General features: G+C 60.9%; 23 protein-coding genes and 1 pseudogene. 8 read left to right on the plus strand and 16 right to left on the minus strand.

Annotated features, from left to right (window positions below; all coding sequences use genetic code 11):
- Positions 1-2: 2 nt before the first annotated feature.
- Together BLU48_RS06105 and BLU48_RS06110 are read right to left on the minus strand one after the other, a co-directional pair.
- On the minus strand, positions 3-368 hold the full coding sequence (locus tag BLU48_RS06105; RefSeq protein ID WP_057024941.1) for a cupin domain-containing protein: 366 nt from the start codon (positions 366-368) through the stop codon (positions 3-5).
- Between the two features lie 31 nt (positions 369-399).
- Positions 400-1,698: an NAD(P)/FAD-dependent oxidoreductase gene (locus BLU48_RS06110; RefSeq protein WP_057024940.1), complete on the minus strand. Its 1,299-nt coding sequence runs from the start codon at positions 1,696-1,698 to the stop codon at positions 400-402.
- 207 nt (positions 1,699-1,905) lie between these two features.
- On the opposite strand from BLU48_RS06110, the gene hpaR reads away from it, so the two are divergent.
- A complete protein-coding gene (gene hpaR, locus BLU48_RS06115) occupies positions 1,906-2,328 on the plus strand; it encodes a homoprotocatechuate degradation operon regulator HpaR (RefSeq protein ID WP_043049367.1) in 423 nt (140 codons plus the stop codon).
- Between the two features lie 42 nt (positions 2,329-2,370).
- Here hpaR and hpaI read toward each other — a convergent pair whose 3' ends face one another.
- From hpaI to BLU48_RS06155, 8 genes are read right to left on the minus strand one after another with little or no spacing between them, the layout of a single operon-like run.
- Complete coding sequence (gene hpaI, locus BLU48_RS06120) at positions 2,371-3,171, minus strand: 4-hydroxy-2-oxoheptanedioate aldolase (RefSeq protein WP_057024939.1); 801 nt, start codon at positions 3,169-3,171, stop codon at positions 2,371-2,373.
- A 16-nt stretch (positions 3,172-3,187) separates the two neighbouring features.
- Positions 3,188-3,991 (minus strand): 2-oxo-hept-4-ene-1,7-dioate hydratase, encoded by an 804-nt coding sequence (gene hpaH, locus BLU48_RS06125; protein WP_057024938.1) that lies wholly within the window; start codon positions 3,989-3,991, stop codon positions 3,188-3,190.
- An 11-nt stretch (positions 3,992-4,002) separates the two neighbouring features.
- Positions 4,003-5,307 (minus strand): MFS transporter, encoded by a 1,305-nt coding sequence (locus BLU48_RS06130; protein WP_057024937.1) that lies wholly within the window; start codon positions 5,305-5,307, stop codon positions 4,003-4,005.
- A gap of 47 nt (positions 5,308-5,354) precedes the next feature.
- Complete coding sequence (locus BLU48_RS06135; protein WP_057024936.1) at positions 5,355-5,747, minus strand: tautomerase family protein; 393 nt, start codon at positions 5,745-5,747, stop codon at positions 5,355-5,357.
- Positions 5,748-5,762: 15 nt separating this feature from the next.
- Entirely contained in the window at positions 5,763-6,620 is an 858-nt protein-coding gene (hpaD, locus tag BLU48_RS06140; RefSeq protein WP_057024935.1) for a 3,4-dihydroxyphenylacetate 2,3-dioxygenase, read from the minus strand.
- A 48-nt stretch (positions 6,621-6,668) separates the two neighbouring features.
- A complete protein-coding gene (hpaE, locus tag BLU48_RS06145; RefSeq protein ID WP_057024934.1) occupies positions 6,669-8,129 on the minus strand; it encodes a 5-carboxymethyl-2-hydroxymuconate semialdehyde dehydrogenase in 1,461 nt (486 codons plus the stop codon).
- Between the two features lie 5 nt (positions 8,130-8,134).
- Positions 8,135-8,905 (minus strand): fumarylacetoacetate hydrolase family protein, encoded by a 771-nt coding sequence (locus tag BLU48_RS06150; protein WP_057024933.1) that lies wholly within the window; start codon positions 8,903-8,905, stop codon positions 8,135-8,137.
- Entirely contained in the window at positions 8,902-9,567 is a 666-nt protein-coding gene (locus BLU48_RS06155) for a fumarylacetoacetate hydrolase family protein (protein WP_056846658.1), read from the minus strand. The genes BLU48_RS06150 and BLU48_RS06155 overlap by 4 nt, the downstream gene beginning before the upstream one ends.
- Before the next feature lie 128 nt (positions 9,568-9,695).
- On the opposite strand from BLU48_RS06155, the gene hpaA reads away from it, so the two are divergent.
- Complete coding sequence (hpaA, locus tag BLU48_RS06160; RefSeq protein WP_057024932.1) at positions 9,696-10,550, plus strand: 4-hydroxyphenylacetate catabolism regulatory protein HpaA; 855 nt, start codon at positions 9,696-9,698, stop codon at positions 10,548-10,550.
- Here the strand turns inward: hpaA and BLU48_RS32205 are convergent.
- The 6 genes and pseudogenes from BLU48_RS32205 to pmrG form a co-directional block, all read right to left on the minus strand.
- Positions 10,549-10,635 (minus strand): annotated as a pseudogene (locus BLU48_RS32205) (hypothetical protein); the annotation flags it as partial. The gene hpaA and the pseudogene BLU48_RS32205 sit on opposite strands and share 2 nt — an antisense overlap.
- Before the next feature lie 12 nt (positions 10,636-10,647).
- Positions 10,648-11,442: a helix-turn-helix transcriptional regulator gene (locus BLU48_RS06165; RefSeq protein ID WP_057024931.1), complete on the minus strand. Its 795-nt coding sequence runs from the start codon at positions 11,440-11,442 to the stop codon at positions 10,648-10,650.
- Between the two features lie 962 nt (positions 11,443-12,404).
- Complete coding sequence (locus tag BLU48_RS06170) at positions 12,405-12,713, minus strand: DUF6124 family protein (RefSeq protein ID WP_056846655.1); 309 nt, start codon at positions 12,711-12,713, stop codon at positions 12,405-12,407.
- Between the two features lie 332 nt (positions 12,714-13,045).
- The gene (locus BLU48_RS06175; protein WP_057024930.1) at positions 13,046-14,563 is read right to left on the minus strand and encodes an ArnT family glycosyltransferase; all 1,518 of its coding nucleotides are present in this window, start codon (positions 14,561-14,563) and stop codon (positions 13,046-13,048) included.
- Positions 14,564-14,589: 26 nt separating this feature from the next.
- The gene (arnT, locus tag BLU48_RS06180) at positions 14,590-16,245 is read right to left on the minus strand and encodes a lipid IV(A) 4-amino-4-deoxy-L-arabinosyltransferase (RefSeq protein WP_057024929.1); all 1,656 of its coding nucleotides are present in this window, start codon (positions 16,243-16,245) and stop codon (positions 14,590-14,592) included.
- Positions 16,246-16,427: 182 nt separating this feature from the next.
- Positions 16,428-17,108 (minus strand): lipopolysaccharide core heptose(II)-phosphate phosphatase PmrG, encoded by a 681-nt coding sequence (pmrG, locus tag BLU48_RS06185; RefSeq protein ID WP_082636723.1) that lies wholly within the window; start codon positions 17,106-17,108, stop codon positions 16,428-16,430.
- Positions 17,109-17,383: 275 nt separating this feature from the next.
- Here pmrG and BLU48_RS06190 point away from each other — a divergent pair, with 275 nt between their 5' ends.
- From BLU48_RS06190 to BLU48_RS06215, 6 genes are all read left to right on the plus strand, one after another.
- Complete coding sequence (locus BLU48_RS06190) at positions 17,384-18,052, plus strand: ABC transporter ATP-binding protein (protein WP_057024927.1); 669 nt, start codon at positions 17,384-17,386, stop codon at positions 18,050-18,052.
- A 1-nt stretch (position 18,053) separates the two neighbouring features.
- On the plus strand, positions 18,054-20,516 hold the full coding sequence (locus BLU48_RS06195) for an ABC transporter permease (protein ID WP_057024926.1): 2,463 nt from the start codon (positions 18,054-18,056) through the stop codon (positions 20,514-20,516).
- A complete protein-coding gene (locus tag BLU48_RS06200; protein WP_057024925.1) occupies positions 20,506-21,570 on the plus strand; it encodes a lipocalin-like domain-containing protein in 1,065 nt (354 codons plus the stop codon). The genes BLU48_RS06195 and BLU48_RS06200 overlap by 11 nt, the downstream gene beginning before the upstream one ends.
- A 139-nt stretch (positions 21,571-21,709) precedes the next feature.
- A complete protein-coding gene (locus BLU48_RS06205; RefSeq protein WP_057024924.1) occupies positions 21,710-22,702 on the plus strand; it encodes a hypothetical protein in 993 nt (330 codons plus the stop codon).
- A 2-nt stretch (positions 22,703-22,704) separates the two neighbouring features.
- Positions 22,705-23,061 (plus strand): hypothetical protein, encoded by a 357-nt coding sequence (locus BLU48_RS06210; protein ID WP_046068780.1) that lies wholly within the window; start codon positions 22,705-22,707, stop codon positions 23,059-23,061.
- 135 nt (positions 23,062-23,196) lie between these two features.
- Positions 23,197-24,642 carry a hypothetical protein gene (locus tag BLU48_RS06215; protein WP_057024923.1) on the plus strand — a complete coding sequence of 482 codons (1,446 nt, stop codon included), beginning with the start codon at positions 23,197-23,199 and terminating at the stop codon, positions 24,640-24,642.

Genomic DNA, 24,642 nt, shown 5'->3' on the forward strand with positions numbered 1-24,642 from the left:
CCTTAAACAACGGCGAAGTAGTGTTTGACGAAACTCTCGCTGACCACATCCCATAGCACCGGTGTGCCCTTGGTCACGAACCAGCTGTCGCCAGCCCTGTAGCGGGTCGACTGGCCGGTGGACTCATCGGTGAGCACCACTTCGCCGGTGACCACGGTGGCTTGTTCGGCGAAGGGGTAGACCATGCGGAACTTGCCCTGGGTGGTGCCGAAGTAGGCGCTGCTGACCGCATCGGTGGGGGCGCCGAAGGTCATCTTGCCGAAGGCGCGCACCTCGCCTTCAAGGATCTGCGAGCCGAGGTCGGCCACGGTGCCCCAGGCATCGAGTTCCGATAGCTGGATGTTGTGTTTGAGGGGAGTAAGGGACATGGCAGTGGTTCCTGATGAATGAAAAAGTGGATCAACGACGTCCGTTCCAGTAGCCGGACAGTTGGTGCCAGGATTTACCCGCCGTCAGCAGCAAGGGGCGGATCGCGTCCTTGCCGATGATGGTCGGGCGGTGGATCGAGCTGACCAGGTCATAGCGCGCCGAGCCTTCGCTCATGCCTTCGGCCAGGACCTTGCAGATGATGTGGCTGGGGGTGACGCCAAAGCCCGAATAGCCCTGCACGAAAAACGCATTGCTGCGCCCTGGCAAGGTGCCGATCTGCGGGAACAGATTGGGGCTGCAGGCCATCGGGCCACCCCAGGCCAGGTCGATCTTGACGTCCTTGAGGTAGGGGAAGATTTTCAGCATGAGCGTGCGGTTCCAGGCTTTCAGGTCGCCGGGAATGTGTTCCACCAGGGGCGTCGCGGCGCCGAACAGCAAACGGTTTTCATTGGTTACGCGGTAATAGTCGATCACCGGGCGGATGTCGCTGTAGGCGCCACGGATCGGGCTGATGCGCCGGATCAACTCTTCGGACAATGGCTCGGTCATCATCTGGAACGCGTAGGTGTTGATGGTCGAGCGGTGCAGTTCCGGTTCCAGCTTGTTGAGGAAGCTGTCACAAGCCCACAGCACCTTGCTGGCGCGCACCGAACCACGACCGGTGCGCACGGTAATGCGCTCGCCGTAGCTGACTTCCAGGGCCGGGCTGTTCTCGAAGATGCGCACGCCATGGCTGGCCAGCGCGGTGGCTTCGCCCAGCAGCAGGTTCAGCGAATGCACATGCCCGCCACCCATGTGCAGCAGGGCGCTGGTGTAGGCGTTGGAACCGATGATCTGCTGCACATCCGAGCCACCGAGAAAGCGGATCTCGTGCTGGCTGTTGATCGACTTGAAGTCCTTTTCCCAAGCGCGCAGGGTTTTTTCCTGGCGGGCGTTGAAGCCCATGTAGCCGTAGCCGTGGCAGAAATCCGCATCAATGTTGTACTTGGCGATGCGGTTCTTGATGATGTCGGCGCCCAGGTCGCTGATCTCGAACACCTGGCGCAGGCCGTCTTCGCCCACGTCCTTCTTGATCTTCTCCAGGTCATGGCCGATGCCCGCCATGATCTGCCCGCCGTTGCGTCCGGTGCCACCAAAGCCCAGGTAGCGCGCTTCAAGCACCACGATATTGGTGATGCCTTTTTCCGCCAGTTCAAGCGCGGTGTTGATCCCTGAAAAGCCGCCACCGATCACCACGACATCCGCGTCGATGTCTTGCTCCAGGGTGGGGAAGCTGAGGTTGTATTTCTTGGTGGCGGTGTAATACGTAGGGGTTTCGATGTTGATCATGGCGCAGCCTGAAAAAGTGAAGGAAGGCGCTGAAGCGGATGCCTCCATTAGGGCCCCTGGCGGGCTGGAAGTCTTGATCCTGCGTGCCCGGCTTTTTGATTCAGCGCGCCACGGGCGCGGCGACAGACAAGTTATAGCGCGCGAATGGGCGCGGAATGTTAGAGTTTCGTTAAATTATTAACTAAATACTTCGTGACCCTGAGCCCTATGTCCAAACCTCGACAATCCCTGACCCTGGCCTTGTTGCAAGCCCGTGAAGCGGCGATGAGTTTTTTCCGCCCCTCGTTGAATGAGCACGGCCTGACCGAACAGCAATGGCGCATCATCCGCATCCTCGAACAGCACGGTGAGCTGGAGATTTACCAACTGGCGGAACTGGCCTGCATCCTCAAGCCGAGCATGACCGGCGTGCTGGTGCGCATGGAAGCCGCCGGCATGGTGCACCGACGCAAGGCCGAACAGGACCAGCGCCGGGTGCTCATTACTTTGGCGGACAAGGGCAAGGCCAGTTTCGAGTCCATGAGCCAGTGCATGGAGGCCAACTACCAGCGCTTGCAGGATCAGTTTGGCGAGGAGAAATTCCAGACCTTGCTGGGGTTGCTGGATGACTTGAAGAACATCAAGCGCTGAATCAATCTCATGATCAAAACAGGTCAACATGTGGGAGGGGGCTCAGTAGACTCCGCCTGTGTGCACGGCCGCTGGAATGTCTTTGAACTTCCCGGCCAGGCTTTGCAACCCGCGCATCAACACCGTGGTATCCACTCCTACCGCCACGAACGTCGCCCCCAGCTCGATATAGCGCCGCGCCAGGCGTTCATCCGCACTGAGAATCCCTGCCGCCTTGCCCGCTCGAACAATGCGCACGATGGCGTCCTCTATCGCCGCCTGCACTTCAGGGTGCCCTGGGTTACCGCGATGCCCCATGGCCGCACTCAAGTCCGCCGGGCCGATGAACACACCGTCCACGCCTTCGACGGCGGTGATAGCGTCCAGATTGGCCAGGCCCTCGCGATTTTCAATCTGCACCAGCAGGCACATCTGCGCGTCGGCCTGGTCGAGGTAGTCGGTGATGCCGTTCCAGCGCGAAGCACGGGCCAGTGCACTGCCGACGCCGCGAGTACCCTGGGGTGGGTAGCGCAGGGCGCGCACCAGTTCTTGGGCCTGGGCAGCGCTTTCGACCATGGGCACCAGCAGCGTCTGCGCGCCGATATCCAGCAGTTGCTTGATCAATGCCGTGTCGCCGACCACCGGGCGAATCAGCGCCTGGCTGGGGTAGGGCGCGATGGCCTGCAATTGCGCAAGCATCCCCGGCAGGTGGTTGGGCGCGTGTTCGCCATCGATCAGCAGCCAGTCGAAACCGGCGTTGGCGGCCAGCTCCGCGCTATAGGCATTGGCGAGGCCGAGCCACAGGCCGATCTGCGCCTCGCCCTGGTGAAGGCGTTGTTTGAAGCGGTTGACAGGCATGTCCATGACAGTGCTCCAGTATTCAGACGAAGCGACAGGCGATCGAGCCGAGCAGATCGTAGTCGACGTGGAAAGTATCCCCAGGGCGGGCCGCCACCGGGCGGGTAAACGAACCGCCTAGAATCACTTGGCCGGGCAGCAGGGTGACGTCATGCGCCGCCAGCTTGTTGGCCAGCCATGCCACGCCTTTGGCCGGGTGGTTGAGCACTGCCGCCGAGACGCCGGACTCTTCGATCACGCCATTGCGGTACAGCACCGCCGGCACTTTGCGCAGGTCGATCTCGGTCGGCCGCACGGCACGGCCACCGAGCACCACACCGGCGTTGGCGGCGTTGTCGGAGATGGTGTCGAACACCTTGCGGGTGGCGTTGGTCTGTGGGTCGATCTGTTGGATGCGAGCGTCGATGATTTCCAGCGCCGGGATCACCCATTCGGTGGCATCAAGCACATCGAACACTGTGCAGTTCGGACCCTTGAGCGGCTTGCCGAGGATGAATGCCAGTTCCACTTCCACACGCGGCACGATGAAGCGCTCGAAGGGAATATCACTGCCTTCATCGAAAAACATGTCATCGAGCAGGGCGCCGTAGTCGGGCTCGGTGATGTTTGAAGAGACCTGCATGGCCCGTGAAGTGAGGCCGATCTTGTGGCCCTTGAGCGTACGCCCATCGTTGATTTTTTGTGCCACCCAGGCGCGCTGGATGGCGTAGGCATCCTCGATGGTGATGCCGGGGTAGTCGAGGGAAAACTGGCGCACCTGTTCGCGGCTGCGTTCGGCGCGGTCCAGGTGCGCGGCGGCCGCGAGGATTTGCTGGGAGTCGAGCATGGCAACGGTCTCTAGTGGGGGTTGACGATGGCGGCGTGGGTGCGCAGCACCAGCAGGCCACCGAGGGCGATAAACAGGGCGAGTACGTACAGGGCCAGGCTGGCGCTCTGGGTGGCGTCGCGCATCCAGCCAATCAGGTAGGGCGCCAGGAACGCGGCAATGCTGCCGAACGAGCTGATCATGGCGATGCCCGCCGCCTGGGTGGTATTGGAGAGAAACGCCGGCGGCAGTTGCCAGAACATCGGCAGCGCCGCGCTGGCGCCCATGCCGGCAACCACCAGCCCGCTCATCACCAGCAGCGCGTTGCCAGGCGCCAGGCCCGCCACGGCGATGCCGGCCGCGGCCATCAGCAGCGGCACGCACAGGTGCCAGCGGCGTTCGCGGTGACGGTCGGAGGAGCGCCCGCAGCCGATCATGAAGAAGCAGCCGGCCAGGTAGGGCACGGCGCTGAGCAGGCCGACCTGGCTGTCGCGGCCGATGCCGGCGCCGTGGATCAGGCTTGGCATCCAGAACGCCAGGGTGTTGACCGCCAGCATTACTGCAAAGTACACGGCCACCAACAGCCACACTTGCGGGTCCCGCAGGATGCCGCTGAACGAGGTGATGGTCTTGCGCTGTTCCTCGTTGCTCAACTGGGTGCGCAGTTGCTGTTTTTGCTCGGTGCTCAACCAGGGCACTGACTCGAAACTGTCCGGCAAGCACTTGAGCACCACCAGCCCCAGCAGCACCACGGGCGCACCTTCGATCAGGAACATCCACTGCCAGCCGCGCAGGCTGCCGACGTCGTGGAAGTTCTCCAGGATCGCCCCGGAAATCGGCCCGCCCAACACCCCGGCCATGGGCACGGCGATGGCAAACAAGGCGGTGACCTGGGCACGCCGACGCGCCGGGTACCAGCGGTTGAGAAACACCAGGATGCCAGGGAAAAAACCGGCCTCGGCCACCCCCAGTAAAAAGCGCAGCAGATAGAAACCGCGGGCGCTCTCCACCCACAGCATGCCGGTGGAGAGCAGGCCCCACACCACCATCAGGCAGGCGATCCAGCGCCGTGGCCCGACGCGGTCCAGGGCCATGTTGCTGGGCACGCCGAACAGCGCGTAGGCGATAAAAAACAGCCCGGCGCCGAAGCCGTACACCGTGTCGCTGAACTGCAGGTCGTGGCTCATCTGCATCTTGGCGAAGCCGATGTTGATGCGGTCCAGATGGGCGAACAGGTAACACACCAGCAACAAGGGCATCAGGCGCCAGGTCACCAAACGATGGGTGCGGTCGTGCTCGGCAAGCCGCAGGCTTGCGGTGGAGTGGGCTGTGCTCATGATGTTGTACTTTTTGTTTGAGTGGCCGTGAAGAGGAGGGCGGGTTTTTACCCCGCCGCGTTGTTCAGGAACGCATGCACATTGTTCTGCTTGAAGTTGAGCTGCGGGTGCAGTTCGACCATCTCGAACGACAGCGCCAATAACCGTTGCGCCTGCAGCTCGGCGAAGTGCGCGGTGATCACCCCGAATAAGGCTTCGGCTACCGCCTGGCGCGTGGCCAGGTCGCGGCCGTGGCCGACCTTGAGGGTCATGTGTACAAAGGCATAGTCGTGCTTGCCGTCGGCCATGCGCCAGGTGTCCAGGCGCACGCCGCGGCTGCGGATACCACCGAGGGGGAACACGCCGCTGTCTCCCAGCACGCGGTGGACTTTTTCAAACAGGCCGGGCAGGTCGGCCTGTTGTTCGAGGTTGTCGGTGTATTCGGCAATAAAGTGCGGCATGGTGTTCTCCCTGGTCTACAGCGGGAAAATCGCATTGATCTGGCCGGTGCCCGAACTGCCGAACGCCGGCGTGATGATCTCGGCCGGCTGGGCATAGTCCGGCCCGCCCAACAGGCCCAGGAGCATGGCGGTGTCGTGCATCTTGCCTTCGCCAAAGCAGTGTTCGGCGTAGTCCGGCAGCATGGCGCAGAACTCCTTGTAGCGGCCTTGCTGCCACATCTCGACCACGTGCAGGTCCACCTGCTTGTCGAATTCGCGGGTCCAGTTATGGATATTCGCTTCGGCCTGGCGGTCGTCGGAAAAACGATGGGACAGCGACCCAGACGCCAGCACCAGCACCTTGCGCTCGCTCTTTTCGATGGCCCGGCGTACGGCGGCGCCGAAGGCGAAGCTGTCTTCCAGGCGATGCCAGGCACACCAGGCAGCGATGGAAATGACCTTGAATTTTTCATCCTCGGGCACGCCCATGTGCATGTAGCGCATTGGCACCAGGGTGCCGTATTCCAGCTCCAGGCTGGGGATGTTGTGGGCCATGCTGCGCACGCCGGCCAGGTTGGCTTCGGCGGCGATCAGCTCACCCAGCTCGGGGCAGCCCGGGTAGGCGTAGTCCATGTTCTTGATGAAGTGCGGCAGCTCGTTGCTGGTGTAGGTGCCTTGGAACCGTTCGCCACAGTTGATGTGATAACCGCTGTTGACCAGCCAGTGCACGTCGAACACCACGGCGGTGTCGGCCCCCAGTTCGCGGGCGCGGCGCCCGATTTCCTTGTGCCCGGCAATCGCCGCTTCGCGACAGCCGTGATGCTTGCCGGGCAGTTCCGACAGGTACATCGACGGTACGTGGCAGATCTTCGCTGCCAGAACCACTTCGCCCATGATGATTCTCCTGAATAATTATTCTTGTAAGGTCGGTAGGAGCCTGTTTCAGATGCCCCAGCGCGGAATGTGATGACTGCCCATGGAAATGCACACGTTCTTGATCTCGGCAAACACTTCAAAGCTGTACTGGCCACCCTCACGGCCGGTGCCCGAACCCTTCACCCCGCCGAACGGCTGGCGCAAGTCGCGCACGTTCTGGCTGTTGATAAATACCATGCCTGCTTCAATGCCGCGGGCCAGTCGATGGGCTTTGCCGATGTCCTGGGTCCAGATATAGGAGGCCAGGCCGTACTCGGTGTCGTTGGCCAATTGCAGCGCTTGGGCTTCGTCCTTGAACGGGATCAGGCACACCACCGGGCCGAAGATTTCTTCCTGGGCGATGCGCATCTTGTTATTCACATCGGCGAATACCGTCGGCTGGATAAATTGGCCGCAGCTCAAGTGCGCAGGCAAGTTGGCCGGCCGCTCCAGCCCGCCGGCCAGCAGCGTAGCGCCTTCCTCCAGGCCGATCCTGATGTAACCGGTGACCTTGTCGTAATGGGCCTGGGTGATCATCGAGCCGACCTGGGTCTTGGGGTCCTGGGGGTCGCCCACAATCAAGCGCTTGGCCCGCGCCGCGAACTCGGCGACAAACTGCGGGTAGACGCTTTCCTGGATAAAGATCCGGCTGCCGGCGGTGCAACGCTCGCCGTTCAGGGAAAAGATCGTAAACAGTGCGGCATCAAGGGCACGCTCAAGGTCGGCGTCTTCAAAGATCAGCACCGGCGACTTGCCGCCCAGTTCCATGGAATACTTTTTAAGGCCGGCGGTCTGCATGATTTTCCTGCCGGTGGCGGTGCCGCCGGTAAAGGAAATCGCCCGCACATCCGGGTGGCGCACCAGGGCATCACCAGCGGTGGCGCCGTAGCCCTGGATCACATTGAGCACACCATTGGGGATCCCGGCTTCCACTGCCAGGCGTCCCAGTTCATTGGCGGTCAGGGGCGACAGCTCCGACATCTTCAACACCGCCGTGTTACCCAGGGCCAGGCACGGTGCGGTCTTCCAGGTGGCGGTCATGAACGGCACGTTCCATGGCGACACCAACGCGCACACGCCCACCGGCTGGTAGAGGGTGTAGTTGAGCATCTGGTCGTCCACCGGGTAGCTGTGGCCGTCCATGCGCGTGCAGACTTCAGCGAAGAAATCGAAGTTGTGCGAGGCGCGTGGGATCAACACGTTTTTGGTCTGGTGGATCGGCAGTCCGGTGTCGAGGGTCTCCAGCTCGGCCAGGCGTGGCACGTTCTGTTCGATCAGTTCACCCAGCTTGCGCATCAGGCGTGCGCGCTCCTTGGCTGGGGTGTTGGCCCACTTGGGGAACGCCGCCTTGGCCGCCGCCACGGCTTGGGCGACTTCTTCGGCGCCGCCGCTGGCCACTTCACCAATGGCCTCGCCGGTGGCCGGGTTGTAGTTGACGAACACGTCTTTGCTCTCGACCTCACGGCCATCGATCCAATGTTTGATCATGTTGCTCAAGCCTCTTTGCGCACGGAGAAAAACTGCGTCTCACTGACAATATGGTTGACCAGGCGGCCCACGCCTTCGACTTCCACCACCACTTCATCCCCCGGCACCACATCGGCCAGGCCCTCGGGCGTGCCGGTGGCGATCATGTCGCCAGGTTGCAGGGTCATGAAGCTGGACAGGTATTCGATGAGGTAGGGGATATCGAAAATCATGTCTTTGGTGCTGCCTTCCTGGCGCAACTCGCCGTTGATCCAGGTGCGCAATTTCAGGTTGCCCGGGTCGGGCACGTCAGCCACGTCGACGATCCACGGGCCGACCGGGGTGGTGGCGTCGCGGTTTTTTACCCGCAGGTTGGGGCGGTAGTAGTTTTCCAGGTAGTCGCGGATCGCGTAGTCGTTGCACACCGTGTAGCCGGCCAGGTAATCCAGGGCGTCGGCACGCTTGACGTTGCGGGCGGTCTTGCCGATCACCGCCACCAGCTCGCACTCGTAGTGCATGTAGGCAACGTCGTCCGGGCGCCAGGTGACCTGGCGGTGGCCGGTGTAGGTGCCGACTGACTTGATAAAAACCAGCGGTTCGGTCGGCGGTGTGAAAGCCAGTTCGGCGGCGTGGTCGGCGTAGTTCAAGCCGAGGGCGAACATGTTGCCGGTGGCGGGTGGCAGCCATTGCACCTGTTCTTGCGCGAGCCGGCGGCCATCGCCGAGGCGCACGCTGCAGTCGTCGTCGACCTGCACGGAATGGATTTGACCTTCAAAGCCGATGCGTGCGCGCTTCATGCCAATACCTCTGCCTCAATGGTGTTGAGCAAACGGCCCACACCGGTGATTTCAACTTCAACCCGGTCGCCGGGCTGCACATCGACGCGGCCTTCCGGTGTGCCGGTGATCAGCACGTCACCAGGGTGCAGGGTCATGAACTCGCTGATCTCGGCGATCAATTGCGCGATGTCTCGCACCCAATGAACGGTGGAATTTTCCTGGCGCAGTTGGCCGTTGACGAAGAGCTTGAGGTCCAATTGATTGGGGTTGGTCACTTGGTCGCGGGCAATCACCTCAGGCCCCAGGGCACAGAACCCATCGCGGCATTTGGCTTTGACGGCGGGGCGGTAGTAGCTGTCTTCCGGCAGGCTGAACTCGTTGACCACCACATATCCGGCGACATGGGCCATGGCATTGTCCAGGCTGACGCGGCTGGCGCGTTGGCCGATCACCACGCCCAATGCTGGGCCCGGTTGCAGGCGCTCGCCCGCAGGCTGCAGCACCACGCCGCCATGGGCATTGCGGGTGTTGGGGGTCTTGATAAACAACACCGGCTTGGTCGGCGGCTTCTGGTAGGGCGCCTGCTCGAAGGCGGCGAGATGTTGCTCCAGCAGGCCCTGGTAGTTCAGCGCAACGCCGAACAGGGTGCCGCTGGCAACATCATGCAGGGTACGGCTCATGCGTTTCTCCTGGCGGTGGCGAAGGCTGCGTTGGCAGTTCGTTAAGTTGTTAACGTTATAATTAATATGTTAACTACCGTCAAGCATGGCAAACTCCAACGGCATCAGAACAACAAGAGGAGGGCCGCGTGAAGCCGATTCCCAATATCAACATCGGGCAGGTCTACGACCAGCGCTACAGCGATGCCGAGGTGCATTACGACAAGCTCGGCAACCTGGCGGGTTTTTTCGGGCGCAACATGGCCGTGCATCGGCATGACCGGTTTTTCCAGGTGCATTACGTCAAGAGTGGTGCAGTGCGGGTTTATCTGGATGATCGTCAATACGTCGAGTCGGGGCCGATGTTTTTTCTCACGCCGCCCACGGTGGCGCATGCCTTCGTCACCGAAGCTGATGCCGACGGGCATGTGTTGACGGTGCGCCAGCAGTTGGTGTGGGGATTGATCGACGCCGACCCAAGCCTCGCCTCAGGTGCGGCCTGTGTCGCGCTGGGCGACGACGCCGACGGGCTGGATCAGCTCTTCGAAGCCCTGTGCAGCGAGATCAACGCCGAGCGGGCAGGGCGCGCTGCCGCCCTCGACAGCCTGACGCGCCTGATCATGATCCGCCTGCTGCGCCTGTGCGCCCATGCGTTACCGGCACGCCCGATGGCCCGTGAAGACCTGCGCATTTTTCATCGTTTCAACGAACTGGTCGAAGCCCATTACCTGGAACATTGGCCGTTGGTGCGCTATGCCGAAGGAATCGGCGTGACACCGGCGCGGCTCAATGAGGTGTGCCGTCGCATCGCCGACTTACCTTCCAAGCGTCTGGTCCTTGAACGGCTGATGCAGGAGGCCAAGCGCCTGCTGCTGTTCAGCGGAAGTTCGGCAAATGAAATCTGCTACCAGCTGGGGTTCAAGGACCCGGCATATTTCAGCCGGTTTTTCCTGCGTTATGCGCAGATGACGCCGGGGGAGTATCGGCTGCGGCAGTCGGGGTGATCGCCGGGAACAGGTCTGCGCGCTGGATGCGGTACTGTGCCTGGAACGCCTGCACATTCAGGGCCGCCACCCGCAGGTTGCGGTGTCAGTTTGTTCATCAGGCGCCGACCATCCATTTGGCCAGGCCGTGCCGGCCACTCACGCCGAGCTTGGCGGCGGCACGCTTGAGGTAGGTCTCGATGGAACTGTTTTTGACACTGAGTTTTTCCGCGATCTGCGGCACGGTGCCGCCGGTCAACAGGCCAAGGCACACCTCCTGCTCCCGTGCCGACAAGGTGATATCGCTGAGGGACAGGCGTTTGTAGAATTCGCGCTGCCATTGCGATTGCTCCAGCAGGGTATGGGCCGGGTCGGTCTCGGCCTGCGGTGCCTGGCGCAGAAGCTGCGCGTGCCGCTCCATCAGCGGCAACAGGGTGTCCGACAAGCATTTGAGAAACGACAACTGCGCCAGGGAAAACCCACGCTGGGTCGCAGGCCGATAGAACGAAATCACGCAGCGTCGATTGCCTTGGCGCGATACCAGGTTGCACTGGTGCGAACTGCGCCGTGGATGAGCGCTGTCGGCCTTGGCTTTCATCTGGATCAACAACGGGTCTTGCATGCGCAGCATCTGGCGCAGCAACGGGTGGTCGCCCAGCGGGTGCAGGATCTGAGCTACAGGCAAGTCCTTGTTCAGCCCGGCGCTGCCCAGCAACTTGATGTCCAGCACGCGGTCGCTCAGTTCATCCAGGGTCCATTCGCTGAGGTCTACCAAATGGATTGGCACCCACTTGTCCACCAGATGCAGCATGTTGGCGGCGAAGTGCTCGTTGCCACTGCTTGAAATCAACTCGCCCATTTCGGCAAAAAAATGCGGGCCCTGTGTGTCGCCAATACTACGGGTCAGACTCATAGCCATCTCATCCTTGATGTCGAAAACCGTCAACCGACGCGCTAGGCCTGGGCGGGACGGTCCGTACTGCTTGAACGTAACTCGGCGTTCGAGATTTTATTAAGCCATAGGGATTTATCCTACGTATGTAGCGGAAACGCGGGACAAAGGCTGCCATAAAAGTCGCGTCAGTAATTCGACGTTTCTGGCGAGTAAAAACGGCAACGAAGGCAGGTGGATTATTTTTACAGAAAGTTAAGTAACTGATATTCGGGATAAAAATATTAATTTAGATAAATGATCGACTGCCAGCATCGGCTACATATAGCCAATCTCCTACAGGGCTTTAATCGTTTCAGCAATGAACCGCTCGCTAACCCCGTTTTATCCAGTTGAATGCCTGGGGTTCGGCTGACAGACAGCTCCTCTCCCACATTTTAAGGCGTTGCCTTAAAGGGATTCATACACTCGATGGAACGTTCCACTCTTCGCCTGTGAAGCCGAATCCAAGCATTGGAATGCGCACAGTGTGGGAGGGGGCTTGCCCCGATGAGGGAGTGTCAGCAGTGGATATATCAGCTGACCCACTGCCATCGGGAGCAAGCCCCCTCCCACATTTTAAGGTGTTGTCTTCAAGGGCTTCATACACTCGATGGAACGTTCAACTCTTCGCCTACTGAAGCCGAATCCAAGCATTGGAATGCGCACAGTGTGGGAGGGGGCTTGCCCCGATGAGGGAGTGTCAGCAGTGGATATATCAGCTGACCCACTGCCATCGGGAGCAAGCCCCCTCCCACATTTTAAGGTGTTGTCTTCAAGGGCTTCATACACTCGATGGAACGTTCAACTCTTCGCCTGCTGAAGCCGAATCCAAGCATTGGAATGCGCACAGTGTGGGAGGGGGCTTGCCCCCGATGAGGGAGTGTCAGCAGTGGATATATCAGCTGAGCCACCGCCATCGGGAGCAAGCCCCCTCCCACATTTTAAGGTGTTGTCTTCAAGGGTTTCATACACTCGATAGAGCGATCCACTGTGGTCCTGGCAATCTCCAGCAAATGCCACACCGCGAGGATCTTCGCCCGCCCCGGGCTATCCAGCAATTCACCACAATCGAGCGCCGTCGCCGAAGCACTGTCGAGCAGGCTGGCGGTGTACAGCAACGCATCTTCAAAACTCAGGTCGTCGTTGACGCTGTGGAAACCCTGGCTGGGCAGGTAGTGGTCGATGGCGCGGTTGAACGCGGCGCGGGTTTTGGCGGGATCGAAGGGTGGATCGGGTAGGACTTTATTCATGGTGTAACTCCAACTGGTAGGTAAGGAGCCGAACCCTTCGCGACTAAACGTTGGGAGGCGGCTGTACGCAGGTTAGTCGACCGGCCAGTTGGATCCGGCGCACCCGAAGGTGCCCTGCGCACAGCCACCACGATCGGGGTGACAGCTTGCGCACAACTGGAATCCGGGCGACTAAACCCGATCACTGATGAGCAGTGACGGATCGCAGACTAGCCACCGATTCCAACCGGCACAAGGCGGCGGGGATTGTCTCGGAAACGTCCTGCAATTTAAAGGGATACGACTTGCTGGCCCTTTACAAACCATGACGAAAGGCCAGTAGCGACACAGGCTCACCGCGGCGCAGGCACAAACGCCACGCTCCCATCCTCACGCGGCTGAAACAACCGCTCGCCATTATCCGGCTGCGTCCTGACCAGCTGATGATCCACCCCCAGGAACTCCAGCGGCATCGGCTCTTGCTTGGAATGCTGCACGACGATAATCGTGCGCTGCGGGTCGAAGCGTTGGCCGCTGGTTTTGTCCAGCCAGGCCATGAATGCGGCGCTGTCACCCTGGCGGGGGAAGTCCTGGGCTTCGCTGACGTAGTAGAAGGGCTTGCCATGGTTTTGCAGGTACATCGGCAGCTTGTTGTCGACCTCCACCAGCACCATTTGCCACTGGTTCCAGGGGACGCTTTTCAGCGCTTGGGCCTGTAGGTCTGCGGCAAAGCGGGTCACGCCACCGTTGCCGTTGGTCCAGGGGTAGATCACGCCCAGCACCAACACCATCAAGCCTGCGCTGAGTCCAAAACCTTTCTGCCAACGCGGCCAACTCGCCGGTTTTGTTTGCAGGCGTTCACTCAGCCACCAGGCGGCGAGCAATTGGGCAAAGGGCACCAGCGGCAGTACGTAGTAGCTGCGACGGCTGCCGCTGGCGGTGAAGAACACAAACAACAGGCCCAGGCCCCACACCAGCCAGCGCACGTTGGGCGGGGTATGGCGCCACTGCCGCACGGCCAGCCACAGGCCGAGCAGCCAGCAGGGCGCCCAGGGCAGGGTGTAGACCGGCAGGTAGATCAGATAGGTGTAGATCGGCCCCATATGGTCGAAGGGGTCGAAGAAGCGCACCACGTTTTCCCGCAGTACCAGTTCCAGGCCGCTCTGGCCGTAAGTGGGCGCGCCGTAGTGATGGGACAGTACGAAAGGGATCGCGTAGAACGCTGCGGCAATGAGCACGGCCAGCAGCAGGCGTAGATTGAGGTGACGTTTGTAGCGCTGCCCGTTGAGCAGGTGCGGCAATAGCAGCAGCCCCGGCAGCACGAAACCGATCAAGCCTTTGAACAGTGAGGTGGCTGCCAACAGCAGGAAAAATACCGTGTAGCGCCCCAGTCGTGTGTCGTCCGGCCCACGCCAATACCACCACACCGCCGCCAGCACGCCGCAAACAGTCAGCACATCAGCGGTGGCTACTCGCCCCCAGAACAGGAAGTAGAAGGTGGTAGCGAGCATCCAGCCGGCAATCAACCCGGTGCCCTTGCGGAACAGGCGTTCGCCAATCAGGTAAATCAGCCAGATACTCAGCCATGCGGCAATTACCGATGACAGGCGCAGCGACCACGGCCCCAGGCCGCCCATCAGGTGGGCGAAGCCTGCAATCAACCAGTAGGAGGGCAGGGGTTTGTCGTAGTAGGGCGTGCCTTTGAGATAGGGATCGAAGTAGTCACCGCTTTGCAGCATCTGCAAGGCGATGTTCGCCCAGCGGGTTTCCGGCCCCCACAGGTCGCGGCTGCCCAGGCCCAGCAGCAACAGCAAGGCCGAGGTGCCCAGCAATAAAGCCAAGGCGCCGCGTTCGGTTCTCCAGAAGCTCATGGGTTTTCCCTGTGGCAGGCGCTGCATTAAGGTTGTCGTGGGTAAATCGTCAGCACCAGGTTGCCTTTGCGATAACGCTTGCCGCCGAGAGGCAGTTGCCCTTCTTCGCGATGTTCGCTGGTGCTCCTGACCCGCATCAGCACGCCGACCGAACCCTGCTGGCGAGCCTCGGCCAACCAGGCCTGGACGTTATCCAGCGTGATCTTGCGGTGTGCCGAGTCTTGGTAATGCAGGCCGTAGCGCAGCTCGCCCACGGTGCTGTAGAAGGCCACTTGCGGCCGCCGCAAGCGCCATGACAAGGCCGACGCAGCCCCCAGTTCGTTGCTCAGCAAAGCCTGGGTTTGCTGCAGTTCGTCCAGGTGTTCAAGCACGAACTGGTCGGGCATTTCGTTATCCGCGATCAGCGCCGGCATGCCCGCCGGCAACAATGCCACCAGCAGGCCGATGCCCAGCGCCGGCATCGCCCATAACGTCATTGGCCGTACTGCTTGCAGCAGGTTGGCGAGGATCCAGCCCAGCAGCACGATAAACACCAGGGACAGGCTGAACATCTCGGCATGGCTGTTGCCATACAGCGGGTCGGTGATTTGCAGGTAGATCAGCAGCACCATGGCGGCCATGCCAAGGGTGAAATTGACCGCGCCGTTGATCACGATCGTGCGCACCCTGCCTTGCTTGATCAGGTCGATCAACCCGTGGCCCATCAGCAATGCCAGGGGCAACAGGCACGGCATGATGTAGGTCGGCAGCTTGCCTTTGCTCAGGCTGAAAAAGCCCAGGGGCAGCAGCAGCCACAGGGCGAGAAAGGCAATCGCCGGCTGGCGCTTTTCCTGCCAGGTCTTGAGCAATGTGGTGGGTAACAAGGCGGCCCACGGCAGGCACGCCACCACCATGATTGGCAGGAAGAACCACATCGGCCGCGCATGTTGTGCGTTGTCGGCAGCAAAGCGGCGGATGTGTTCATGCCAGAAGAAAAAATGCCAGTAATCCGGTTCCCGCACGTGGATCGCCAGGGCCCACGGCAGGCACACCAGCACGGCGACCAGCACTGCCAGCGGCCCGTAGCGCATCAGCTCGCCCACGCGGCGCTGCCAGAGCACGTAAGGCACAGCGATCAGTACCGGCAGCAGCCATGCCAGGAAACCCTTGGTCATAAACCCCATGGCGCAGGCCAACCCCAACACTGCCCAGGCCCCCAGGCGCTCGCGAGGTGTGCGGCTGTCCAAGGCAAACCACAGCGCCACCAGGCTCAGGTTCACCCACAAGGTGAATTGCGGGTCGAGGTTGGAATACCCCGCTTGCCCGGCCACCAGGCCAAAGCTCATGTACAGCAGGGCGCAGGCGAAGCTCTTGCGCGGATCGTTCCACAAGCGCCGGGCGAGCAGGTAGGCCAGCAGCACACTCAGCCCGGTGCTCAGGACCGAGGCGATGCGCACCCCAAACAGGTTTTCACCGAACACCGCTTGGCCGAGGGCTATCAGCCAATACCCGGCGGCGGGCTTCTCGAAATAACGCACCCCCATGAAGTGCGGCGCCACCCAATTGCCGCTCATCAGCATTTCCTGGCTGACCTGGGCATAGCGGGTTTCATCCGGGGTCCATAAACCATGCAAGCCCAAGGGCAGCAGGAAGAAGACGGCAAAGCCGAGTAGTAACCAGGGCAGGGGATTGAAACGGGTCATGAATACGTCGCTCCTTGACGTTCAACAAGGGGCAATGAGGCAATTAAATAAGCGGGGCGAAGAGTCACGATGTTCACTGAACCATTGAAGGGGAACTTAACTAACAGGTGCAAGCGAACATGCCATAACAGGGCTGTCGTTTTGCTGAACGTAATAGCCGTGGTATATGTAAAAAAGTGTGTTTAAAGTTGTTTTAGTGAGACCTTCCATTGCTGCATGTTCATAGTGCCTAATGTTTCGAATTCGCCGTTGGGCAATACCTTGACGAACAGCGCGCTGCCGTATTCGGCGGCGGCAGCGTGGGGAAAGCCAAGCGACTTTTGAAAGTCGCTCATGCAGGCACTGTGGGTGATCAGCATCAGGTTGCGACCGCTGCGTTTGTGGCCGAGGATTTCCTCGCCCATGGCGTCACCGCAGATGGCCAGGGGCCCCGGCGAAAGCTCGGTCTTGCCGAACATGAACAGTGACGTCTGGGCGGTGCGCGTGGTGGGGCTGCTGAGCACGTCGGTAAGCTCCATGCCCAGTGAATCAAAGGCTTTGCCCAGTTGCGCGGCGCGTTGGCTGCCCTGGACCGTGAGGCCGCCGGCGGGGCCGAAGCACGGGTTGGTGGAGCGGTCGCAACGCTCTTCATGGCGCACCAGCACTACCACGTCACCATTGCGCCAACTGGCGAGCACCCCCGAGGTTACCAGCCGGTTGCCGACGCCCAGGTCCAGCGGCGAGGCCGGCCATAACAGGAAGCCCGTCAGAAGAGCGGCGGTAACAGTGATACCGAGCAAATGCAGGCGGTATTTTTTCAGGCGCTTTAACCGTGCCCGTTTGGGTTTAGGATTGGCCAGGGTCATATCTGCCACGCTGTTCACCATTCGGCACTATTGTTGTGTTTATAAACACGCACAGTTAATGGGCAGTTGCCCGTTGTGGAACAGGAGCCTGTCATAGCGTTGCTGTCTTTTTGCTGAACACGTGCCTATTAAAAAACACCATGTGTACTAACTAATAAGTTGCGGCTTATCGCCATTTGACGCGCAATCTAAAGTGCCGAGGATGGGCAAGCAGTGAAATCCATGTGAAAAATTTGCATGGGCTGCACAATCAGCCGTTATTCTCGTTGGCAGTCCTTCCAGTGAGCGTTTTTATGTTGCAGGTGCAAGGTGTTGTAAAAAACTACGCCACCCCCCAAGGCCCGCTGGCCGTCCTGGCGGGTGTCGACCTCTACCTGGGGGAACGCAGCAGCCTGGCGCTGATGGGCGAATCGGGCAGCGGCAAAAGTACGCTGTTGCACCTGGTGGCCGGGCTGGACCGTGTGGATGGCGGCAGCATTCAAATCGGCGCGCAGCGCCTCGACCAACTGACGGAGGCGCAACTGGCCCATTGGCGGCGTACTGAAATCGGCCTGGTGTTCCAGCAGTTCAACCTGATCGGCAGCTTGCGCGTGGAGGACAACCTGGCGTTCCAGGCGCGGTTGGCCGGGCGTTTCGATCCGCAGTGGCAGGCGCAGTTGGTGGAGCGCCTGGGCCTGGGCGATTTGCTCAAGCGATACCCTGAGCAACTGTCTGGCGGCCAGCAGCAACGGGTGGCGGTAGGGCGAGCACTGGCCTCGCGCCCGGGCTTGCTGTTGGCCGATGAGCCCACCGGCAACCTCGACGAAACCACCAGCGATGAAGTGCTGCAACTGCTGTTGGACCTGCTGCACGACAGCCCTACGAGCCTGTTGATGGTCACCCACAGCCCACGCCTGGCCGCACGCCTGGACCGCCAGGTGGTGCTGCATCACGGCCGTGTCGTGCCGATGGAAGCGCGCTGAGATGGCACTGTTCTACTGGACATTGCGTGCGTTGGTAAGCCATTGGCGACGTCACCCAGTGCAGTTTTTCAGCGTGCTCACCGGTCTGTGGCTGGCCACGGCTTTATTGACCGGCGTGCAGGCCCTCAACAGCCAGGCACGGGACAGCTATGCACGCGCCAGCCAGTTGATCGGTGGTGAGCCCCAAGCCAGCCTGAGTGCGCCGGACGCCGCCAGTTTCCCGCAAGCGCTGTTTGCCCAACTGCGCCGCGCCGGGTGGCCGGTTTCCCCGGTGGTGCAGGGACGGTTGGTACTCAAGGGGCATGAGCAACAGCGCCTGCAACTGATGGGCATCGACCCGGTGTCGTTGCCCGGCAGTGGCAGTGTGGCGGGGCAACGCTTGAGCCAGGCGCAAATGCTGGCGTTTTTCACCCCGCCAGGGCGTACCTGGGTGGCTGCGCAAACCTTGCAGGCGCTCGGGTTGCACGAGGGCGATCAGCCGCAGACACTCAACGGGCACTCCCTGCCGCCATTGCAGGTACAGGCGGACATGGCGCCGGGTTTGCTGTTGACCGATATCGCGTTTGCCCAACCCTTGCTCGACATGCAGGGGCAACTGTCACGCTTGTTGCTGGACAACACCTTCGCCGCCCGCCACCCCACGCCACCCGCCGCGCTGCAACTCAAGCAGGGCGAGGACAACAACCTCGCGCGCCTCACCGAGAGCTTTCACCTGAACCTTGATGCGTTGGGCTTTCTGTCCTTTGTGGTGGGGCTGTTTATCGTGCATGCGGCCATCGGCCTGGCCCTGGAACAACGCCGTGGCCTGCTGCGCACCTTGCGCGCCTGTGGCGTCAGCGCGCGGATGCTGATCCTGAGCCTGGGCGTTGAAATGGGGGTTTTATCGTTGTTGGGCGGCTTGCTCGGCATCGCCAGCGGATATGTGTTGGCCAGCCTGTTGCTGCCGGATGTGGCTGCCAGTTTGCGTGGCCTGTATGGCGCTGAAGTCCCGGGCCAACTGAGCTTGAGCCCCTGGTGGTGGCTCGCCGGCCTGGGCTTGAGCCTGCTTGGCGCACTGCTCGCCGGGGCCAGCAGCCTGTGGCGTGCCGCGCGCTTGCCCTTACTGGCGCTGGCTAACGCCCAAGCCTGGCATGAGGCCCACGGGCGCTGGTTGCGGCGCCAGGGCTGGGTGGCGTGCGCGGCACTGCTGATCGCGCTGCTGGCGCTGTGGCTGGGCGATAGCCTGGCCGCCGGTTTTGTGCTGATGGCGGCGTTGCTGCTGGGCGCCGCGCTGGGGTTACCGGTGCTGCTCAACGGGCTGTTGAAAATCGTGCTGGGCCGCAGTCGCGCTGTGCTCGGCCAATGGTTCCTCGCCGATTGCCGCCAGCAACTGCCGGCCCTGAGCCTGGCGTTGATGGCGCTGCTGTTGGCCCTGGCGGCGAATATCGGGGCCGGTTCCATGACCTCGGGTTTCCGCCAGACTTTCAATCATTGGTTGGAGCAGCGCCTGACCGCCGAGCTGTACCTCAACCCGCAGAACCCGGCCCAGGCCGAGCAACTGAATGCCTGGCTGGCACGCCAGCCGCTGGTGCAGGCAGTGTTGCCTACCTGGCAGGTGGCGGTGCAGCTGCAAGGCTGGCCGGCAGACGTGTTTGGCGTGGTCGACGACCCCACCTATCGCCAGCACTGGCCGTTGCTTGAGGCTGCAAACGCACCCTGGGACCGCTTGCTGCAAGATGACAGCGTGATGCTCAGCGAGCAACTGGCGCGACGCTTGAACGTTCAGTTGGGCGATACCCTCTCGATCCCAACGCCACAAGGAAGCTGGGCGCCGCAGATCGTCGGGATCTACGCCGACTACGGCAACCCCAAGGGCCACCTGCTGGTCAATGCCCGGCACTTGCTGGCGCACTGGCCGACACTGTCACCGGCGCGTTTCAACCTGCGGGTGGCGCCCCAGAACGTGCCGGCGCTGGTGGGTGAGGTGCAGCGTCAATTTGCCCTCGAAGACAGCCACATTGTCGATCAACAGCAACTCAAGGGCTGGTCCAGCCAGGTCTTCGAACGCACCTTCGCCGCCACCGCCGCGTTGAACAGCCTTACGCTGGGCGTGGCTGGCGTGGCGTTGTTCATCAGCCTGCTGACCCAGAGCCAGAGCCGCCTCGGCCAACTCGCGCCGCTGTGGGCATTGGGTGTGACGCGGCGCCAACTGATGCTGCTCAATCTGGGCCAGACCTGGCTGCTGGCGTTGCTCACACTGATCCTGGCGTTGCCGTTGGGGCTGCTGCTGGCGTGGTGCCTGGATGCGGTGATCAACGTCCAGGCCTTCGGTTGGCGCCTGCCGTTGCAGGTGTTCCCCTGGCAGCTTGCGCAATTACTGGGGCTGGCGATGGTTGCCACGTTGCTGGCGTCTGCCTGGCCCTTGTGGCAGTTGTACCGCAGCCGCCCGGCGGATTTGTTGAGGACCTTTGCCCATGAAGATTAAGGCGTTGTGCTGCGCCGCCTTGTTACTGCTGAGCGCATGCGACAAGACGCCTGCGCCCGAGACCAGCTTCGCCGGCCTGGGCAGTGAGGCGGCGGACTTTACTCAGGTTGTGCCCGGCAAGGTCTTCAGCTTTCCCGAGGACCATGGCCCGCACCCAGGCTTTCGTATCGAATGGTGGTACGTCACCGCCAACCTCAAGGATGCCCAGGGCAATCTCTTCGGTGTGCAATGGACGCTGTTTCGCAATGCGCTGAAGGCCGGCTCCACGCAACCGGGCTGGCACGATTCAACGGTGTGGCTCGGTCACGCCGCCGTCACTTCGGCCACCCGCCACTACGCCGCCGAACGTCTGGCCCGCGGCGGCGTCGGCCAGGCCGGCGCCCAGGCGGTGCCGTTCAACGCCTGGATCGACGACTGGAACTTTGCCACCCAACCCGGCGCCGCCAGCCCCCTGGCTGACATGCAACTCAAGGCCAGCGGTGCCCAATTCGCCTACGACCTGCGCCTGACCTCCAACCGCCCATTGGTGCTGCAAGGTGACAAGGGCTACAGCCGCAAATCCGACCAGGGCCAGGCGTCGTACTACTACAGCCAGCCTTTCTTCACCGCCAATGGCAGCGTCAGTCTCGACGGCCAGGTCTACCAGGTCAGCGGCCCGGCCTGGCTCGACCGCGAATGGAGCAGCCAACCCCTGGCCGCCAGCCAGACCGGTTGGGACTGGTTCTCCCTGCACCTGGACCGGGGCGAGCAACTGATGCTGTTTCGCGTGCGGCAAAAAGACGGTGGCGGTTACCTCACCGGCACCTGGATCGACGCCCAAGGCCACACCGAGACCCTGCACAATGCCGATATCCAACTCACACCGCTCGCCACCACGGGCATCGACGGGCGCAGCATTCCTACGCGCTGGTCGCTGAAAATTCCTGGTAAACAGCTGGATATCACTACCCAGGCGGTCAATCCAAAGGCGTGGATGAACCTGGGGATTCCCTACTGGGAAGGTCCAGTGAAGTTCGAGGGTGGGGTGGGGTATTTGGAGATGACGGGGTATTAGGGGCGCTTTCCGTAGGTTCTTATCTTTTGCTGTGTAGGCAACTTCCCAAACTTATTTTTTGACCCCTCCTGCTTGTGTCCAGGCTGTAGGCGCTTGCTTATCTTTCGATGCCATCCCTCTCGGTATCGGAATCCAGGACATGGCGTACGGCTACATCAATCAACAGGCTTTACCGTACGCATTTTTGAAATCACAGCTGTGGCATGCAGGTTTGTTGCAGGGCCGAGATCATTTCGATGTGCTGAACCAACACCTGAGTCACGGATTGGTGAGGCCGGGTGAGTTGGTGATCGTTCCAGAAGCGTCCGGTGCCCATTGCACAATCGAAGAAGCCTGGTTGATGCGCCATGCGGAAAAGATTAGTCGCCAGTTGGACCAGAATATGTCTCTCGATGGAGCTGGAAATAAAAATTATGACCTGGCGCAGAGCATTCTGGGGTATGGCTCGATTGGGATAGGCAGTGCGACATCGGCTTGGAGCCGACACCTGAGGGAGGTCGCAAACACCTTGGAGGAAATCGAGCAATTGCATCGACAATTGAAGGACGGTGGACTGGACAGAGAGACGTTCATACGCCAACGCCAACGGATGTTTGACGTTTTGCATTCGCAACTGCAAGGGACTGCACGATTTGGCTCGGGGTTGCGTGGCAATCAATCGCTGAAGGGAACGCTTGGGATCTCGACCAAAAGCTATCTGCATCAAGGCGAGATTGCGGGGTATGCGCAGCGGGTTCACACAATTACGCAGATGTCGAAATGGTTGAAGCAAGGAACGTATCTTGGGATGGCGTTGGATGTGGGCGTGGCGGGTCTGGAAATCAAGGAGGCGTGTGTGGCGGGAAGGGAGGTGCAATGCAAAAGAGCGAAGTATGTGGAGACGGGAAGGTTGGTGGGTGGGGTGGTAGGGGCTGCTGGCGCAGGGGGGCTGGGTGCTGAATTAACACGGCGTGCATGCAACATTTTTCTAGGTGTCGCGACGAGAGGATCCGGTGCTCTGGCCTGCGCAATCATTGGGGGCGCGACGGCAGGGTATCTAGGAGGTAAGAAGGGCGGGGATGGTGGGGCGTTTCTGGGTGGAAAAATCATAGAGAACGACGGTGATTTGATATTCCAGCCAGGGGGGGCTTAAGCATGGATTTTTTTCTCGCCTATACCGCTGTGATGGTTATCGGGACGTTTGTGGTTTTGGGACTGATACTTTTTGTCGAACGAACAAAACTCGACGAGATGGAAGGTTACTTCAGTGAAAACGTGCAGGTCCGTGAATATCAGCAACGCTGGGGACGAAACCAGCGGTTTATCAGGTTTCATCGTATGTGTCTGATGATTGATATCCTCCGCGAGCCAGAACGCTCCGTAAAAGAAGGCTTTATGACTGAGGCAGAGTTAGCCGCCATTCCGTCAGCGCTCAAGCGTTGGGCTGTCTGGCCCTATCGTCTTGCGATGATTTGGGCTATCAGTTGGGGCTATTGGTGCACCTGGCTTTAGAGGACCTGAATTCCTGGAGCTCACATTATAAAAAAATACTGTACATCCATACAGCATTGTCCTACAGTCCATCCCAGGTGACCGGATGTCACCGGTTACCTGAGCTTCAATTTTTTAACTATGGATGGATAAAAAATGAAATCGAAAAAAGCCTTTATGCTGGGCGCGGCCATGGCGGCCTCCTGCTTCGTTTCGGCCTTCGCCCTGGCCGAGCAAGCCCCGCTGAAACTCAGTGCGCAGACGGTCAAACAGGCCGTGGATAAAGCGTTGAAACCCGGCGGTACGTTGGAAAAAAACAGCCTGTCGGATGCACTCAAGCAAAAGCTCAATGCGGCCAAGGCGGGGCAGACCAAGGTCGTCAAGAGCAAACCAGTGGCCAGCAATGTGGCGGTTGACACCAAGCTCAGCGAGCTGCAAAAACCTGACCCGGCGCAAATGAAACAGGCTGCGATCGCTGAATTCACGCCGCTGTTTCCGACCCTGGATATCAATACCCTCTACACCCTCACCGGGGTAGAGACCGGCGCGCAAATCGCTTACCACTTCAACCTGCCGAAAAACTCGCGAATCCAGGTGCAACTGCTGAACCAGAGCGCCGGTACGGACATGTCGTTGACCCTGTTCCACGACGACGGCCAGGGTAACCTGACGCCACTGGGCACTTCTGATAACCCTGGCAGTGCCGATGAATACCTCAACGGCGTGTTGCCGGCCGGTGACTACTACTGGTTCATGGTGGCCAATACCGCGAGTAACGCGCAGTTCAGTTTCGGCGTGGCGGTGGACAGCAACATTGATGCCTACGAGCCCAACGACACCGAGCAAACCGCGTTTGTGCTGCCGGATGCCTTGAATCAGGTGACTGGTAACCTCGACAGCGTCAATGACGTGGATTACTTCTCCTTCGTCTCGTTGCGTGGCCAAGGTGTGGGCATGTTCCTGGGCGATGACGGTGCGGGCACGCGTAACCAGTGGATCTTCGAACGGTTCGATGGCACCAAGTGGGTGGAAGTCCCGCAGGGCTCCACCTCCACCTATCCCAACCTGACGCCGGGCTACACGGTCAAGGTGCGTGTACGGGCCAATCCAGCGGTGGCACTGAACCCTCAGGCTCAATACAAGCTGACCCTCGGTTCGGCGCCACGCCTGAACCAGCACGATGTGAACGGCGATAACGTGGTACGCATCCCCAGCTCGATCTTCCAACTGGCCACCCAGGCGGCCCGCAATCTGAGCTGGAGCACCCAGTGGTCAGACAGCACTGGCGAGCCCCTGCGCGGCGTCACCCCTGTACTGCGTGTCGACAAGCATTTCGGCGCCACTTACAACTGGGTCGACTATGAGGCCAAGACCGGCATCACCGGTGCAGCCTCGGGGAATGTCGCGCTGGGCACCTGCTCTGGCGACTACAAAGTGCGGTACCCGGACAGCGCCTCGGGCCAGACCTACAACTGGGAAACCTGGTTCAACGAGGGCGGCTGGCGCATCGAGCTCAGGGAGTTCCCTGGTGTAGGCGTGGGTGGCAATACCGTCCAATACGTCAGCCTCGGCCACATCTGCAGCCAGACCATCGTGCACTGA

The sequence above is a fragment of the Pseudomonas synxantha genome (genome assembly GCF_900105675.1).
GTDB lineage: Bacteria > Pseudomonadota > Gammaproteobacteria > Pseudomonadales > Pseudomonadaceae > Aquipseudomonas > Aquipseudomonas synxantha.